Here is a 17,906-nt window from a genome sequence, read left to right as displayed (position 1 = left end):
CAAAGAAAAAGACTACAAAATAAAATGACTTATTATTAAATTTTAAAAACAATGCAGATAATTGTTGTTTCTAAAATTTAATACTAAGTCATCCAAGTTAGCCTTAAGTATTTTATTAAAATACCATTGTTGTTATTACAATTTTACCAAAATTATGAGGTAAAAAATTAGATTAATAATGAAATAAAGCATGTCTAATTTATTTAACGATTATTTTTTCAACTTTCTGTTGATAGTCATTCTTCAACTTCACTACATAAACACCTGCGCTTAAATAGGATGCGTGAATATTATTTGAACTTCTATTTGATTCTAATGTTTCTACTTTCATCAATCTACCTTGTAGGTCATATATATATAATGTCGGATTATTATCTAAATGACCTTTAACAGTTATGGTATTAGTAGCGTTAGTGTTATAAATTCTAATACCCTTGAATTCATCTTTGTTTACATTAAGTGTGCTATTTTGGGTAAATCTTAAATAAAAACGACCGGCACCAACTAGGGCTATATCAGTGTTCAAATTATAAACTGAATTGTTTAATAAAGTGAATGTATTATTCTGTCTGTCTTCTAAATAAATTTCTACTTCTTCATTAAGTGTAGTTTCAGAAATACTAATTGTAGCTTGTTCACCCGCAACAACATGTAAACCCAACGGAATAATCACATCTGATAATATGGTATTGCCTATAGATTGAACACCTATTGCTTTATCCTCATTGTCTTCAACTAAATGTGAATATAAGGAGAATGACGGAGCAGAACCATAAATTTCAGAGTCGTAATTAGGATCTTGTCCTAGCGTCGCATTATCAGTTACATAAAAATCTGTTTTATAAAAATTCGATTCATTACTGAGTTGAAGTTGTAAATGAGAAATATTTACCTCAGGTTGTCTACCTGATATAAAATCATCAGAATTACCAGTAACTCGCATGTTAGAAGTAAAATCAAAATTTATATCACTAGAATTAACACCTACTAAAAAACCTTGTCCTGGTGCAATCTTAGCATTAGGATTAGCATCAGAATAGGCTTGGTTCCAAATTACCCAACCATCAGTAGCATTACCATCATAACCATAAATTCCTGCTCGTTCTGTATTAAATTTTGAGTTATTTAAGCTTAAAAAATCACTTAGTTTAATATATGATGGGTATGGATTACCTATTAAGTTCCACTCTGGTGATGAAGAATCAGATATGGATACTGGTGCAGATACATCTTTAGTCGTTACTAAACCTGTAAAAGTAAAAGTACTATTATCCGTAGAAGCAGCACGATAGCCATTTGAACTCCTTAATTTTGCTGTTTCTGTATTTGCATAAGTAATATATGAACCCGTAGTTTTATCAAAAGGACCAAATAAAAACAATGTACCTGCTCCGTTACTAACTATATTAGGATTCTCAGTAATAAAATCATTAAACTGTTGTCCTAAAACAGGAGGTGCTATTAAATCGTTGCCTGATGCGGATGCATTAATATGACGTTTATAAATAACATTCCCCGCAGCAAATCCAGTTACAATTAAACTTGAGTATTCATCAGAATCGGATTCTAAAGTAACATTATTGTTAGAGACCAGGTTTCCATTTACTACTAAAGAACCATTCTTTAAAATTGTTATTGTTGCATTTGATTTAACTTCAATATTATTAACAGTAATATCAGAATCTATAATATAATTTCCATCTAAGATAAATATGTCATTGGCTATAGCATTACCTGATGGGGCTTCTGGACTCCAAGTTCCATTAGAAAAGATTAAATCATTTGTACCAACAATGTTTATCGCATAATCTTCGACTTCTCCCCAATTAAAATTTTCACATGGATCTGGAATATCATTATATTTCATTGATACTCGCATTCTAGTTATACCAGAAATAGAAGATGATGGAACGGTAAAATTACCTGATACAATAGTATCTTGTGTTGCATTTTGTGTCCATACTTGCTCCCCTTCATCTTCAAAATCTCCATCTAGATTATAATCTATCCATACAGAATAAGCTTCGCTCCAAACTACATCTAACCAAGTAGGTGTAATTGAAATAGAATATTCTGTCTCTTTATATAAAGTCGTAGATAATGACGTAAAATCAGAATAAGCTTGATTTGAAGAAGTATTATCTATTGTATTTAATTGAACTCTTTCGATCCATTCTTCATTAAAAATATTACTGCTAGAATTACAGAAACCTAATGTTGAATCCAAAGTAATAACAGCTAGTTCATTACTTGGAGGAGATTCATTATTGAAATTGTCTTTCGCTTTAACAGTAAATATATACATAGTAGATCCAGACAGTTCATTTACTTGTAATGACGTAGATGAAGAGTTCATTAAAAAGACACCATCTTTATATACATCATATGTAAATGTGTTATCTGAGTTTTCAGATTGATCCCAAGCTAAATCTACTGATGTTTCAGAAGTATTGCTGGATAATAAATTAAACGGTGTTGACGGTATTTGTGCATTAATTTGATAGACAAAAAAAGAGACAAATATTAGACTGCGCAAATTAGAAATCATAAGAAGTTGGGCTTAAAGTGTAAATATTACTTTGTTTAATCTGACACAAATATCTTTTCTCTTTACACAGAAATTCTTTGATTTTCGATGGGTAGCAATTTACTATCGATGAATGTAAAAGAAACTATCTCTAACTTGTAATTTTAAAAAAGTAGAATAAAATATTTCTCTTTCTAATACTTAAACTAAGCCTTTGGCATTCTTTAAATAGTATACAATTTTGCTTTAATACAGAATTATTAAAGCACTTTCTTTGAATTTCAAAAAACAAAAAGCTCAGAAAATTTCTGAGCTTTTATATTTAATATATGATGATAATTTTATCTAATAATAAGCCTCTGAGTAATAGAATTTAAATTATTAGTCAACTTTACGAGGTAAACGCCTGTTATATATTGGGAGGTGTTTATAGAATGAATATTGTCTTTAGAATCTAGTGTCCTTTTCATAACTTCTCTTCCTTGAATATCATAAAGTATAAATTCCGTAGCTTCATCTAATTCTCCTTTTACAATTATCTTTTCAAGATCTGAATCAGTATATATTTGAATCTTATCTAAATTAGAATCACTAACTGACAACACACTTTGAGAAAGTCTTAAGTAAAAACGTCCTGTACCAGATAAATTTGTATCTGCGTTAAATGTATAGCCTGATGTGTTTAAAAGTGTAAATGTGTTTGTAAAAGTATCTTCTAAATATAGACTATACTCAAAATTAGATTCGGTTAAACTAATCGTAACCTGTTCCCCTTGAGCAACGTTAACTCCTAAAGGGATAACTGTATTATTGTCGATATCATCAAAGCCTATAGACTGAATAGCCATATCTAACCCTTGATTATCCTGAGTAAGCTCAGAATAAATTGCAAACTGAGAAGGTGCTCCGCCAAAATGTTCAGCGTCATAGCCTAAATCTAAGCCTAGTGTGGCATTATTAGTTAAATATAGCTCTGTGCTATACATTTGAGTAGCTGAAGAAATTTCAATTACAGAATGATTTATTGAATTTGTTCCTGTTCTACCAGCGATAAAATCATCTGAAGAACCTAAAGATCTCATTGATGGTGTAAAAGAAATATTAGCTCCCCCATCTTTAGATGATACAAAAAATCCTTGTCCAGGTGCAATTAAAGTATTTGGATTGGCATCTGAATATGCTAAATTCCAAATTGCCCAATTACTGCCGTTAGTATCATCTGCATCATAACCATAAACAGCTGCACTTTGTGGGTCTAGTTCTGATAAGTTTGCTGCTAAAAAATCAGCCAATTTTATATATGAGGTATAAGGATTACCTATTAAATTCCATTCTTCATTACTACTACCCACTTTAACAATAGGAACAACTAACTCAGTATTTGTAACAGCCCCAGAAAACATAAATCCTTGATTATCTGTTGATGCTGCTCTGTATCCTGTGCCCGCTATAAGACTTGACGATTCAACATTAGTAAAGAGTTGGTAATCATTTGCTGGTTTTTCAAAAGGACCAAAAAGATATAGTGTTTGACCAGTGTTAGACAAAATATTAGAATTATTTGTAATAAAATCTGTAAAGGATTGGCCACTAACTGGTGGTGATATCAAATCATTTCCGTTTGCATTAGAATTAACATGACGATTATATTTTATATCCCCAGTTATTGATCCATCTACTACTAAACTAGAATATTCATTAGAATCGGAATTTAAAACGAACTCACCATTATTTATAATACCATTATTTATTGTAATACTATTTGCTTTACTAAGATTAACAGTTGCTCCTGGATTAATTTCTATGTTATCAATACTGATATCTGAATTAACATTATAAGTCCCATCTTCTACCAATACGCTTTCCAAACTTGTTAAAGTTGATGGTGCATTCGGAGACCAAATACTATTGTTGTATACCAAACCATCATACAGATAAATATTATAATCTTCTACTTCGCCGTATGTAAATACTTCACATGAATCTGGAATATCATTAAATTTTAACGATACTCTCATTCTCACGTTACCTGTATCAATATTTGAAGGTATAGTAAAATTTCCTGATACAGATCCACCGCCTGTAATAGGACTTTGTGAAAATATTTGTTCACCTGAATCAATAAAATCACCATCAAAATTATAATCTATCCAAACAGAATAACCAACTGCATTGCTTGTTGATACATTATATTCTGGTGTTATAGTTAAGCTATATGTGCTGTTTATGGCTAATGTCGTTGAAATGCCAGTATAATCAGTATATAACTGTGAGCTAGACGTATTATCAATTGAGTTAAGTTGCACACTTGCAATACCTAAATAAAGATTAGCATTAGTTGATTGAGAATCACAATATTCAGGAACAATAGGATCTCCTACACTTATATTATCAATAGCTATATCACTACTCCAACCATTACCTGTAAGGCCTATAAATCTGAATTTCACTGTTTCGCCTAAATAACTACTTAAGTCAATATTTATTAAATTCCATATATCACCAATATTGCCAGAAGCTGAAAATATGTTTGTCCAATTCGCACCATTATCAGAAGATATTTCTAAATCTAAATCACCAACATTTGTACCATACATATGATAATAAAACGCAAAAGTACCTTCTATTAAACTCGAAAGATCATAGCATGGGCTTGTTAAAATAGTTGTAGCATTTGAACCTAGTCCGTTAGATGACGCTTCTGTATAAAAATAATTTCCACCTCCAGTAATATCATCTGATGGTCCTGTGCCGTTATTTGGCGTGCCATTAGCATTTAATGTCCAATCACCATCATCAACTGAATCTTGTGACCAATCGCCAATACCAGAGTCAAAAGTTTCTAAATGAGGAAATGTTGATATTAACGTTCCTACACAGCTAGATAAATCAGTCGTTGTAAATAGCACTGAACTACTAAACGCCGAATTTTTGCCATTGCAATTGCTTCTTATTTGAGCTTCATATTCAGTTAAAGCATTTAAGCTTGTTAATTGTAAACTTGTTTCAGATAAATCAATTATAGTCCATGTTGAAGAACCTACTTCTCTGTATTGTAAACTATAATCTGCTCCTGATACTTCTTCCCAACTTAATATGGCTGAATCCGAAACTACATTAGAAGCGGCTAATCCTAATGGCACAGTTGCTATAGGTGTTAATAAAACATCTGCTAAAACTATCGTTTGGTTATCTGAAATTAATTGACTTGATAGTGTTACTGATTGATAACATGATGCTTCAATTAATATATCGTAAGTACCTGCTTTAATTGGCCTGTAATATGCACCGTGATTATCCGCATATACTTCTGAACCATAAGTGTCATGTCCTACTATAGATATTTTAGCGTCTTCGATAGGCTTGCTATTACTTGCATCTAAAATTAAGCCTCTGAAACCATAAGTACCTTGTGTCAAATAATCTAATAATGCGTCTCTATTGTAATACCAATAATCGTCCAAAGAACTTTCTGGTAAGATTTTAGTATCCGAAAGCTCTATTGTAACCTCCCTACAATGTTGGTAAAAATTCATATAATCTTGACGACCACCAAAAACTTTATACCATTCTGCACCATGAGTTACTCCATCGCTTGGAAAAATATGACTATCTTCATCATCAGTCATATACGATGATTTATTATCATAAGTAGGTGAAGAACTATTACCTGCAACAGCGTCTGCTTGACAGTGTCCTGCATATTCTACACTTACATACTCGTACCAATCCCCATCAGAATGTTCATGTTCGTTTACATAAGCATTATCAAATGGATAATTTATAAGTTCTGTACCACTGTGAAAATTGGCCGCAACAACAAAATCATTAGCATCTGCCATTGCCATAAATGCCAAAGTCTCTACTTGATAAACTTCCCCATCATAATGAGGGCCAGCAACATTATCTGGATAATTTCTATTTAAATCTATATTGTTTGCGTTTCCTCTACGTGCATTTATTACTGATGTATTATCTGCACTGTTATGATAAGTTCCATCTGGATTAGCACTTGGATTAATCCAAATTTCAGTATTCTCAACTAAGTTCTTAACACGCGTATGATCGGCATGACCCGTATTACTATAAACCGTTAAGATGTAGTCAATAAGTGTTAACATCATTGGATATCCAACAACTTCATCACCATGAATGGACGACGTCATTAATAACTTCGGCTCATGTTCATCTGTTGCTACGTTATCAGAAATTTTTACAAATAACAATTCTTTATCACCTTCACCAGTGGTTCCGATACTAAATGTTTCAACTAACGCTGGGTAATCATTTTGAAAATCCTGCATTTGTTGGGCATATTCAGCATAAGTTGGATAACTACTTAATGGAAACGTTAAGTTTGAAGCATCAGCGGTAAAAGCACTTGTATTACCTATAATAAGGCTTTGAGATCTACTTTCTAACGGTCTTACATCATAGATTATAGATTCCTCAACTTCATTTTCGACCACAGGAACACTGTATGCAATTTCCAAAGCTTCAAACACTCTAAACTGAGCGGTGTTTGCCCAAGCTTTCACTATTTTAGTGGTTGGGTCATAATGAATTAAAGACATTTCTCCTGTCAAGAACTCCACGTCAGAGTCATTAGCAACTTGAAATGTAAACGTCAGTTCTCCTTTAGAACTCAAATAATTTTCGGCTTTTTCTTTTTCTGTAGTTTGAGCGTTTACAGTAAATAAAAGCATCAGCAAAGCGGTTAAGCTTAAAGTAATTTTTTTCATTTGTTTGGGATTCAATGAATATATTTAGGCTGCTAATATATTATAATTTTTTTAAAAACATAGATAAAACGCATTTTTAATCGATAAAGTGTGCCTTTTATTTTTATTAATTCACGTAACATGCTCATTTTTAGTTTTTTAAAAAAATCATACAAATTCATGCTTTTTAGATTATATGAGGGACTTTTAGTTGATTTCATCTTTGCTTTTTTAATTATTTTTGTATATGCCAAGTAATATTTTACTTAAAGTCAAAAATCTTTCTATTTCATTTTTCAATAAAAAGATTGAAAATCAGATTATTAAATCTGTTTCGTTTGAAATTGGAACCAATAAGATTGTAGCAATAGTAGGTGAATCTGGTTCAGGTAAATCAATAACTTCCTTGTCCATAATGGGCTTACTACCTATGGGTACTTCTAAAATAACTTCTGGCTCAATTGAATTTAATAACGTAGATATTGTCAAGCTTTCAGAAAAAAAGTTTCAAAATTTACGAGGAAAAGAGATTGCCATGATCTTTCAAGAGCCAATGAGCTCATTAAATCCCTCAATGCGCTGTGGTAAACAAGTTGAAGAAATTTTAGGACAGCACTTTGAATTATCTAAATCTGAAATTAAGTTAGAGGTGTTAGATCTTTTTGAAAAAGTTAAGCTTCCAAATCCTGAAAGAATTATTAAAGCTTACCCTCACGAAATTTCTGGTGGGCAAAAACAACGTGTTATGATTGCTATGGCAATTGCTTGCAAACCTAAATTGTTAATTGCAGACGAGCCTACTACAGCTTTAGATGTAACGGTTCAAAAAGATATATTAGAATTACTCAAAATGATTCAAAAAGAAACAGAAATGAGTATACTCTTTATTTCACACGACTTGTCTTTGGTTTCAGAATTAGCCGATGAGGTCATGGTTATGTATAATGGTGAAATTGTTGAACAAGGTGCAACCCATACAATTTTTAAGACTCCAAAACACAATTATACTAAAGCTCTAATTGGTGCAACACCATCTACTCAATTAAGATTAAAAAAACTTCCAACAATTTCAGATTTTTTGTCTGATTCTATTGACAAGACAATCATATCTAAAGAAGAACGTATAAAACACCATAAAGACCTTTATAATAAAAAACCTTTGTTAGAAGTCATTGATGTTGAAAAAACTTATCTTTCTAAAACAGGTTGGTTTGCTAAAAACACTCCTTTTAAAGCAGTAGATGGTGTAAGTTTTAAAATATATCCAGGCGAAACAGTGGGTTTAGTTGGTGAATCCGGCTGTGGAAAATCTACATTAGGTAATGCAATTTTACAATTAGATAAAGCAACAGCTGGAAGAATTCTATACAATGATAAATCTATAATTGATTTAAAAACTAGAGAATTACGTGCGTTAAGAAAGGATATTCAAATTATTTTTCAAGACCCTTTTGCCTCATTGAATCCAAGAATGATGATTGGGAATGCAATTTTAGAACCAATGAGAGTTCATCACATTGGAAATTCTAATAAGGAGCGTAAAGAAAAGGTCTTATTTATATTAGAAAAAGTTGGTTTAGACCGTGACACTTTCTACAGATACCCTCACGAGTTTTCTGGTGGTCAACGCCAAAGAATTGGCATTGCAAGAACTATAGCCTTAGAACCTCAACTAATTGTTTGTGATGAATCAGTTTCTGCGCTTGATATTTCTGTTCAGGCACAAGTATTAAATCTGTTAAATAACTTAAAGGAGCAATTTGGTTTTACATACTTATTTATTTCACACGATTTAGCTGTTGTTAAATATATGGCTGACCAATTGATTGTAATGAATAAAGGAAAAATTGAAGAAATGGGAGATTCAGATAAAATTTACAAATCACCTGAGCATAATTATACTAAGAAGTTAATTCATGCTATTCCAAAAGGATTATAGCATGAAAACTTTCTTAGTCAATTTTAACACATTTGAGACTAACTTCATTGTGTTTTTGAAATTTGAAAACGTACCGTTTTCACTTAGAGTAGGGCCTTGTAAATTTGGTTGTGTTTTCATAAGTAATAGTTTATGGTAGATTTAGGGCAAAAAGTAAATTTGGTTGTTTAATTTAATTTTCGGGATTACTAATATGAGACATATATTACATATATCAGCTAAAATACAATATTAATCGATGAAATACACTTTATTTTAACATTTTATCGAGATTATATGGTTTTATCCTACAAAAAAGCCACTAGGTAATTAGTGGCAAAATCTAAAATTAATACTTAAAACTATAAAATCATTTCTGGAATATCACCATCAATAATTAAGTAGCCTTCTGTTGCTTGCTGAATTTCTTCTACTGAGACATCTGGCGCACGCTCCAATAACTTAAACCCATCTTGTGTAACCTCTAATACTGCCATGTTCGTTACAATTTTCTTTACACATGCTACTCCTGTTAATGGTAACGAACATGTTTTCAGTAATTTAGAAGCACCTGTTCTATTAGTGTGCATCATAGCAACAATAATATTTTCTGCACTTGCAACCAAGTCCATTGCGCCTCCCATTCCCTTCACCATTTTTCCTGGTATTTTCCAATTAGCTATATCACCATTTTCCGATACTTCCATTGCGCCAAGTATTGTAAGGTCAACATGTTGCCCTCTTATCATTGAAAAGCTAGTAGCAGAATCAAAAAAACTTGCTCCAGGTAAAGTTGTTATTGTTTGCTTTCCAGCATTAATGATATCTGCATCTTCATCACCTTCAAAAGGAAATGGTCCCATTCCCAATATACCATTCTCACTTTGAAATTCAACTTCAATATCCTCTCTTACAAAATTAGCAACCAAAGTGGGAATACCTATACCTAAGTTAACATAATAACCATCTTTGACTTCTTTAGCGATACGTTTTGCTATTCCGTTTTTATCTAACATACTAATTACGTTGTCTTACTGTTCTTTGTTCAATCCGTTTTTCAAAATGCGCACCTTTAAATATGCGTTGCACAAAAATACCTGGTATATGTATTTGGTTTGGGTCCAATTCACCGACAGGAACTAATTCCTCTACCTCAGCGACTGTAATTTTGGCTGCACCACACATATTTGGGTTAAAATTACGTGCTGTACCTTTAAAAATTAAATTTCCGGAAGCATCACCTTTCCACGCTTTTATAAAACCAAAATCTGCATTAAAGGCATGCTCTAAAACATACATTTTGCCATCAAATTCTCTTGTTTCTTTTCCCTCTGCGACCTCTGTACCAAAACCTGCTGGAGTATAAAACGCAGGGAATCCTGCTTGTGCGGCTCTAGCACGTTCTGCCAATGTGCCTTGAGGAATTAACTCAACATCTAACTCGCCTGAAAGCATTTGCCGTTCAAATTCATCATTCTCACCAACATAAGACGAAATCATTTTTTTGATTTGTTTTTGTTGTAACAATAAACCTAAACCAAAATCATCAACTCCGGCATTATTAGAAATACAGGTTAAGCCTCTAACATTAAGTTTTACTAATTCGGCTATTGCATTTTCTGGAATACCTGATAATCCAAATCCACCGAACATACAAGTCATGTTATTAGAAACACCTTTGAGCGCTTCTACAACACCTGTTACTTTTTTATTAATCATAAGTTGAAAAATTTATACTTTGTAAAGTACGAAACAAAGTGCATAATTAAAATTAATCTAAAATAGATTTAGAATAAAGTTTAGATGTTTTAAAAATCAATATCTACATTGTCTTCAGGATCTTCATCACTACCAAGATCACCTTCATCTACCGCTGTACAATCTATATTAATAGATAAACTTGATGGTTTATCAAAATTATCTGTAGATACATTAAGTGTTTCATCCTCATAACAGGCCTTCATATATAATCCCCATATTGGTAATGCCATAGATGCACCTTGACCATACGAAATATGACTAAAATGAGCTGCTCTATCTTCAGCTCCAACCCAAACACCTGTCACTAAATTAGGAACAATTCCCATAAACCAACCATCACTTTGATTTTGTGTAGTACCTGTTTTACCTGCTATTGGGTTTTTAAATTCATAAGGATAACCAGTCATAACTTCCTTATAAAGTGCTGATTTTTTGAGCCAATCAGAATTATGTCTTAATCGTTTTCCAGAACCAGCTTGTGTAACGCCTTCCATTAAATTAATTGTAACATAAGCTACCTCCTCACTCAGTACATCTTTACTCTCTGGTGTAAACTGATACAATACAGATCCGTTTTTATCCTCTATTCGGGTAATCATTACTGGTTTATTGTAAACCCCTTTATTTGCAAACGTGGAATATGCAGCAACCATTTCGTAAACACTAATATCTGCAGTTCCCAATGCAATAGCAGGCACTGCTAAAATATCTTCTTCTACTCCTAATTTTTTTGCCATTTCAACAACAGGTTGTGGTCCTATTTCATTCATCAATCTCGCAGTAATTGTATTTGTAGAACTTGCTAAAGCATCTTTCAAAGTTTGAATACCAGAATAATTACCATCAGAATTCTTGGTGGTCCAAGATTCAGGGTTCCCAAATTTGTTAGCCTCTACAGTAATAGGTGATCGAGGGAACGAATCACAAGGTGAAACTTGCAATTGATCAATCGCAGTAGCATAGACAAAGGGCTTAAACGTAGAACCGACTTGACGCTTTCCTTGCTTAACCATATCATATTGAAAATGCCTGTAATCCATTCCACCAACCCAAGCTTTCACATGGCCAGTTATAGGATCCATAGACATCATACCTGTACGTAAAAACGATTTATAATATCGCATTGAGTCTATAGGCTTCATAATTGTATCTACTTCACCAACTTTTCCATTTACCCACTTAAAAACACGCATTTCCGTTGGTTTCTCAAATGATGCTCTAATTTCCTTTTCCGATTTTCCTTGATTTTTTAGAATTCTCCAACGTTCACCTCGCTTCATTCCGTCATTCATAAGTTTTCTTATTTCTGACTGATCTAATTCCAAAAAAGGCGCCGTCTTATTTCGCTTTGGTGTGTTTTGATGGTCAAATTCAGCCTGAAGTCTTGGCATATGTTTAGCAACTGCGTTTTCTGCATATTGTTGCATTCGCGAATCAATCGTAGTAAATACTTTTAAACCATCACTATTAATATTGTATTTACTACCATCTGGTTTTCTGTTCTTTTTATCCTCAGTCCACTCTTTCATAAAACCTCGAAGATATTCTCTAAAATAAGTGGCAATACCTTCACGGTGTGACTCTGGTGTATATCTCAAGTCTAATTCTGTTTTTTGTAAAGAATCTTTAACTTCCTCAGTTATATACTCATATTTAGCCATTTGAGACAAAACAACATTACGCCTGTTTTTAGTACCAACTGGATTTCTATGAGGTCTAGGGTTATAAAGTGATGAATTTTTAAACATGCCAACTAGCATAGCGGACTCTTTTAAATCCAAATCTTGCGGTTCTTTACCAAAATATATACGTGCTGCTGACCGTATACCATCACCATAATTCCCAAAATCATATATGTTAAAATATTGAGCTATAATCTCTTCTTTTGTGTATTGACGTTCTAGACGAATGGCTATAATCCATTCTCTTACTTTTTGTAATCCCCGTTGAAATTTATTTTTAGAAACTTGATTAGTAAATAACTGCTTCGCTAGTTGCTGAGAAATTGTACTAGCTCCTCCTCCTCTACCGGTAAGAGCTCTTAAAAAACCTCTTCCATCAATTCCGGAATGATTATAAAATCTTATATCTTCAGTAGCTATTAAAGCATCTACCAAATTCTTTGGTAAATCCTTATAACCTACTGGTGTTCTATTATCATTAAAATAAAATTTACCAAGAGTTTTCCCATCCGATGAGATAATTTCTGTAGCTAAATTTGTTTCAGGGTTTTCTAATCTAGTGTGATCTGGCATTTCACCTAATGCTCCCCAAGATGCTAATAAAAATAATAATAATATGGCTAAGATGCCTCCTGCAAATACCATCCAAAACCATCGAATGTATTTTGAAAAATCTAATGCTTTTGATTTAGATGGTGTTGTTGTTTTCTTTGCCATAATTACTATTTTTTTGCTTGTTCCACTCTAAAACCAACATCTGTTATTCCTTCTAAATTGACTATTCCATTAACATCCCCATTCTTTCTCATCGCGTGCTGAATATTAACAATATAGTCTCCCTGTTCTTTAAATTGAAAAGGGGTTTTAAATCCACGATACCATAATTTATTTTCTTTAAGATCAGAGAAACCGGCTCCTAAAAGCTCCCCATTAGGTGCAGCCATTTTATACTCTAGAGTATCTTTTACAGCTTTCCCGTTTGGATAATTTAATTCCACAATAAGAAACAGATTACTGAATTTATAATCGTTAGTATTTCTTATCTGCAGGTGTAAATCGTAATTATTAATAGTGTCTGGAGCTTTGAAGTTAAAACTTGCAATAGAATCTTTATGCCATTTATCTGGTACAGATTTGTAGACATCATAAAGGGCATTTGAGTCGCAGGTCGAAACCAAAAAACATAACGCAATGGTCAGGGCCAGTACATTACTAGTTCTTCTTTGCATTTTGTTTATGATTAGATTTTTGATTACGACTCTTATTTTGATTGCGATTACGATTTCGGTTCTTGTTTCTATTGTTCCTATTGTTTTTACGTTTGTTTTTCGATTTTGGATTATCGAAACGTGTTAAACTATCTTGACCAACAACGTTTTCAAAGTCGTTTTTAGTGTCTTGGATATGCTCAGCAGCATATTCTTCTAAACTCGCAACTTTTTCCTTTTTCTTGTTTTTAGCGATAATTTTATTGGCTTGATCTGTAGTAATAATATGCCAATTCATCCATTCACCTTCGTAAGCAAACCACATTAAGCCTTTAAAAATATCTGTCTTTTGACAAACCGCAGTTCCTTTCTCTGTATATAATTTAATGTCTTTTTTAGGAAAGGCCTTTAGAGCATCTAAATAAGCATCTAACTCATAATTAAGACAGCACTTTAGTTTTCCACATTGCCCAGCTAGCTTTAGTGGGTTTAAAGATAATTGCTGGTAGCGAGCAGCAGATGTACTTACCGATCTAAAATCTACTAACCACGTAGAACAACATAATTCCCTTCCACAAGAACCAATACCACCAAGTCTTGCGGCTTCTTGTCTAAAACCAACTTGTTTCATCTCGATACGCGTTCTAAACTCACGCGCAAAAACCTTGATTAATTCTCTAAAATCTACACGCTCTTCAGCAGTGTAATAAAAGGTTGCTTTACTTCCGTCGCCTTGATATTCTATATCTGAAATTTTCATTTTCAGATTTAAATCAATGGCAAACTGGCGTGCCTTGACTTTCATTGGTTCTTCTTTATCTCGTGAAGCTGACCAGATATCAATATCTTTTTGTGATGCTTTCCTGTATATTTTTAAAACATTTTCTGCATCATCAATGTTTACTTTCTTACGTTTCATCTGTACACGCACCAATTCACCAGTCAAAGTCACCATACCTATATCATGGCCAGATTTTGCCTGAGTGGCTACAATATCACCAATGCTTAATGTAAGATTTTCAGTGTTTTTATAATAGTGTTTTCTGCCATTCTTAAAACGTACTTCAACACCAATAAAAGGGTCTTGTCCGTTTGGAAGTGACATATTAGCTAACCAATCAAAAACAGTAAGTTTGTTACAGCTATCTGTACCGCAAGTTCCGTTGTTTTTGCATCCTTTTGGTTGGCCGTCTTTACCAGTTGAGCAACTGTTACAAGCCATAAAAATTATATATATTAATTTAGATTTATGTAAAAACCTAAAGAAGGATTCGTAATTTATTTATGAGTAAAGATAAAAACTATTTACCAACTTCTGTAGTGATAAGAAATTAAGATTTAAAAAAACTAGAATTTTACATCTTCAAAGTTTCAAAAATATTTCGCAAATCTTTTTTATAAGGTAAATGATCCGCTCTTCCTTTTTTAAAAATATCGTTACTGTTGCCTTGCCCTTTTCGAAGTGCTTTTTGCTCCTCGTAAGGTAACTTAATTATGTCTTGGCAATTTGTAGAACAGCAATTCTCCATTTTTTCTTTACAAGCTTCACATTGAATGAACAATAAATGACAGGCCTCATTTGCGCAATTGGTATGTAAATCTGCAGGTTCACCACATTGATGACAATTGGCAATCACATCATCAGAAATACGTTCTGAACGACGTTCGTCAAACACGAAGTTCTTTCCAACAAACTTATTTTCTAATCCTTCTGCTTCAATTTGCCTTACATAATTAATAATTCCTCCTTCAAGCTGAAAAACATTCTTAAACCCTTTGTGTTTGTAGTAGGCACTTGCTTTTTCGCAACGAATTCCACCTGTACAATACATTACAAGCTTCTTATCTTCTTTATGCTCTTTTAAGTCCTCTTCGATTAAATCTAGAGACTCCCTAAATGTATCGACATCTGGAGTAATAGCATTTTTAAAATGACCAATTTCACTTTCGTAATGGTTTCGCATGTCCACTAAAACTGTATTTGAATCCTCGATAAGTTCGTTGAACTTTTGGGCATTAACATGAACACCTTTGTTAGTTACGTCAAAAGTATCGTCATTTAAACCATCTGCAACGATTTTATTTCGCACTTTAACTTTCAATTTTAAAAAGGCAAAATTATCGTGCTCAATAGCAATGTTTAATCTTACATTTTCTAAAAAGTAAATAGTGTCTAAGTGGCTTTTAAAATCTTCAAAGTTTTCGGCCGGCACAGAAAGCTGAGCGTTAATCCCTTCATTAGCAACATAAATTCTTCCTAAGACCTCTTGTTGATCCCAAGCTATAAACAAATGATTTCTAAAAATTTCAGTGTTGCCTATTTTGGCGTACTTATAGAAAGAGATTGTTAAGCGTTCTTTTCCCGCTTTTTCAATAAGTTCTGCTCTTTCTTTAGCACTTAAGTTATTGTACAGTTGCATGCTATACTAATTTTAAGATTAAAGAATAATTGTAAAGGGCAAAGGTATTCTTTTTAGTCAAATAGATACAAACACTCATAAAAAAAGCACTCTGAACATATCAAAGTGCTTTTTCGATTAACTACTAACATAAAACTAATTAAAAGGTTAATCTACATTAGTTTAACAGCTACTGTAATTAATACAGCAGCTGAAACACCTAGTGATGTGCTAATTGGTTTTTCAAAAAGATAAAATATTAGTTTCAAAACTTATCTCATCTTTTTAAGGGTTACCTCCATTAAGAACTCATCTCATCTAGCTCTTAGGATGTTTTGTTATTAAATTCTAACTAACAACAAGAATTTAATAGCGGTAATCATAGCAATTATTTCCTTTTTCATATAGTAGATGTAAAAAGTGTAAAAGGGTTGCGTCAAAAAATCAGAAAAAATTAATTTTGTTCATTTATAAACACATTACTTTGAATCTCTAATTCAGGGATTTCAAAAGTCATTTGCTCAGAGTTATGTGCAAAAGATTCACCTACAAAAGATAAGTGATTACTTCCTCTTGCTCCTGTCATCTGCTGATTACGCTTCATCGATAAATACGTCTTTCCTTCACCCCAGAACTCTATACGAGTTTGTAAATGAATTTCATCTTGTAAAGCTGTTCCTGATAATCCATTTAAATAAGATGTATCTGGCAAACGCTGATCTAATACATTTGCTAATGCTGTTCTAGCTGCTCCATCTTGTCCCATCTTAGCTAATGCTTCTGCTTTTAACATATGTAATTCTGCAATTCTCATATATACGTAATCTGCAACTACTGTTCCACTTGGACCACCAATGATTCTACTAGCATCGTAAAACTTATCTAATGGCATTAAGTTATAATAACCTGTACCTGGGAAGAATTGTGCCTTTCTTGCATCATCTGCAGGAATTGCATCATATAAATTCTGATCGATTGCTTTTGCATCACCTGCCCAAGCATAACTGTATGAAAACGCATCAACTTGTCCCCACCAAGATACTAATCTCAATCCGATATCTGGGTTAAGGTCTACACCCCAAATCCATCCCGGAGTTGCTAAGTTGTTAAATCCACCTGTTATTTCTGCTGCACTCATTACTGTTGCACCAGACTCAGCGATAACTGCATCACATAGAGAAACCACTTCACCCATACGAGATACATCACGTGTTGCTGCAATAGTGTAAGCTAATACTGCTTTAGCTATTGTCTTATCAGCTTGTGTTTTTGTCGGTCTTGTATAATCCGCCATTAACACTATCGCTCTGTTTAAATCACTTTCAATTAATTCAAATACTTCTGCCGTTGTAGACTTACCAACACCAATGTTAGAAACACCTCTGTATATTAGAAGTATCTCCGCTGATGGATTGTAATCATTAGACATGTACTGAGTTAAGTAAAAATAAGAGTGAGCTCTCATTGTTAAAGCTTGACCTAAATTTGCTCTGTTAGTAAGGTTTTCTGGATCAGCTGCCTCACCACCTAAAGCATCAATAACTGTATTTGCAGAACGAATTACTCTGTAGTAATGTCTCCAAACTTGGTAGTTATCAGTAAAGGTGAAATCTTCTGTACACTGATATTCAGTAATACTAGCTCTGTACCATCCATAAGTACTTACAGATAAAGCCATATCACTAGTTAG

At 32.9% G+C, this 17,906-nt stretch carries 10 protein-coding genes; 1 reads left to right on the top strand and 9 read right to left on the bottom strand.

Annotated elements, in window-relative coordinates; translation table 11 throughout:
- Positions 1-199: 199 nt before the first annotated feature.
- On the bottom strand, positions 200-2,548 hold the full coding sequence (locus WPG_RS06810) for a GEVED domain-containing protein (RefSeq protein WP_045470762.1): 2,349 nt from the start codon (positions 2,546-2,548) through the stop codon (positions 200-202).
- Positions 2,549-2,868: 320 nt separating this feature from the next.
- The gene (locus WPG_RS17330) at positions 2,869-7,269 is read right to left on the bottom strand and encodes a M14 family zinc carboxypeptidase (protein WP_084221533.1); all 4,401 of its coding nucleotides are present in this window, start codon (positions 7,267-7,269) and stop codon (positions 2,869-2,871) included.
- A 226-nt stretch (positions 7,270-7,495) separates the two neighbouring features.
- Between WPG_RS17330 and WPG_RS06795 the strand changes: the two genes are divergently transcribed.
- Entirely contained in the window at positions 7,496-9,187 is a 1,692-nt protein-coding gene (locus WPG_RS06795; RefSeq protein ID WP_045470757.1) for an ABC transporter ATP-binding protein, read from the top strand.
- A gap of 341 nt (positions 9,188-9,528) precedes the next feature.
- On the opposite strand, the gene WPG_RS06790 is transcribed toward WPG_RS06795, so the two are convergent.
- The 7 genes from WPG_RS06790 to WPG_RS06760 form a co-directional block, all read right to left on the bottom strand.
- Positions 9,529-10,182, bottom strand: coding sequence for a CoA transferase subunit B (locus WPG_RS06790; RefSeq protein WP_045470755.1), 654 nt, complete (start codon positions 10,180-10,182; stop codon positions 9,529-9,531).
- Position 10,183: 1 nt separating this feature from the next.
- Positions 10,184-10,885, bottom strand: a complete 702-nt coding sequence (locus tag WPG_RS06785; protein ID WP_045470753.1) for a CoA transferase subunit A — start codon at positions 10,883-10,885, stop codon at positions 10,184-10,186.
- 89 nt (positions 10,886-10,974) lie between these two features.
- Positions 10,975-13,326 carry a transglycosylase domain-containing protein gene (locus WPG_RS06780; protein ID WP_045470751.1) on the bottom strand — a complete coding sequence of 784 codons (2,352 nt, stop codon included), beginning with the start codon at positions 13,324-13,326 and terminating at the stop codon, positions 10,975-10,977.
- A gap of 5 nt (positions 13,327-13,331) precedes the next feature.
- Positions 13,332-13,838: a gliding motility lipoprotein GldH gene (locus tag WPG_RS06775; RefSeq protein ID WP_045470750.1), complete on the bottom strand. Its 507-nt coding sequence runs from the start codon at positions 13,836-13,838 to the stop codon at positions 13,332-13,334.
- Complete coding sequence (locus tag WPG_RS06770) at positions 13,822-15,039, bottom strand: stage 0 sporulation family protein (RefSeq protein WP_045470748.1); 1,218 nt, start codon at positions 15,037-15,039, stop codon at positions 13,822-13,824. Before WPG_RS06770 ends, WPG_RS06775 begins: the two co-directional genes overlap by 17 nt.
- A gap of 133 nt (positions 15,040-15,172) precedes the next feature.
- Entirely contained in the window at positions 15,173-16,237 is a 1,065-nt protein-coding gene (locus WPG_RS06765) for a rhodanese-related sulfurtransferase (RefSeq protein WP_045470746.1), read from the bottom strand.
- Positions 16,238-16,670: 433 nt separating this feature from the next.
- Positions 16,671-17,894 (bottom strand): RagB/SusD family nutrient uptake outer membrane protein, encoded by a 1,224-nt coding sequence (locus WPG_RS06760; protein ID WP_231850265.1) that lies wholly within the window; start codon positions 17,892-17,894, stop codon positions 16,671-16,673.
- Between the last annotated feature and the right edge of the window lie 12 nt (positions 17,895-17,906).

This window comes from Winogradskyella sp. PG-2 (genome assembly GCF_000828715.1).
GTDB lineage: Bacteria > Bacteroidota > Bacteroidia > Flavobacteriales > Flavobacteriaceae > Winogradskyella.
This window is presented reverse-complemented; position numbering and strand designations above follow the sequence as displayed.

Excerpts from the sequence above, each read along its gene's own strand:
- WPG_RS06770 (WP_045470748.1), bottom strand. The coding sequence starts at position 15,039 with ATGGCTTGTAACAGTTGCTCAACTGGTAAAGACGGCCAACCAAAAGGA.
- WPG_RS06775 (WP_045470750.1), bottom strand. The coding sequence starts at position 13,838 with ATGCAAAGAAGAACTAGTAATGTACTGGCCCTGACCATTGCGTTATGT.
- WPG_RS06810 (WP_045470762.1), bottom strand. The coding sequence starts at position 2,548 with ATGATTTCTAATTTGCGCAGTCTAATATTTGTCTCTTTTTTTGTCTAT.
- WPG_RS06765 (WP_045470746.1), bottom strand. The coding sequence starts at position 16,237 with ATGCAACTGTACAATAACTTAAGTGCTAAAGAAAGAGCAGAACTTATT.
- WPG_RS06760 (WP_231850265.1), bottom strand. The coding sequence starts at position 17,894 with ATGGCTTTATCTGTAAGTACTTATGGATGGTACAGAGCTAGTATTACT.
- WPG_RS17330 (WP_084221533.1), bottom strand. The coding sequence starts at position 7,269 with ATGAAAAAAATTACTTTAAGCTTAACCGCTTTGCTGATGCTTTTATTT.
- WPG_RS06795 (WP_045470757.1), top strand. The coding sequence starts at position 7,496 with ATGCCAAGTAATATTTTACTTAAAGTCAAAAATCTTTCTATTTCATTT.
- WPG_RS06790 (WP_045470755.1), bottom strand. The coding sequence starts at position 10,182 with ATGTTAGATAAAAACGGAATAGCAAAACGTATCGCTAAAGAAGTCAAA.
- WPG_RS06780 (WP_045470751.1), bottom strand. The coding sequence starts at position 13,326 with ATGGCAAAGAAAACAACAACACCATCTAAATCAAAAGCATTAGATTTT.
- WPG_RS06785 (WP_045470753.1), bottom strand. The coding sequence starts at position 10,885 with ATGATTAATAAAAAAGTAACAGGTGTTGTAGAAGCGCTCAAAGGTGTT.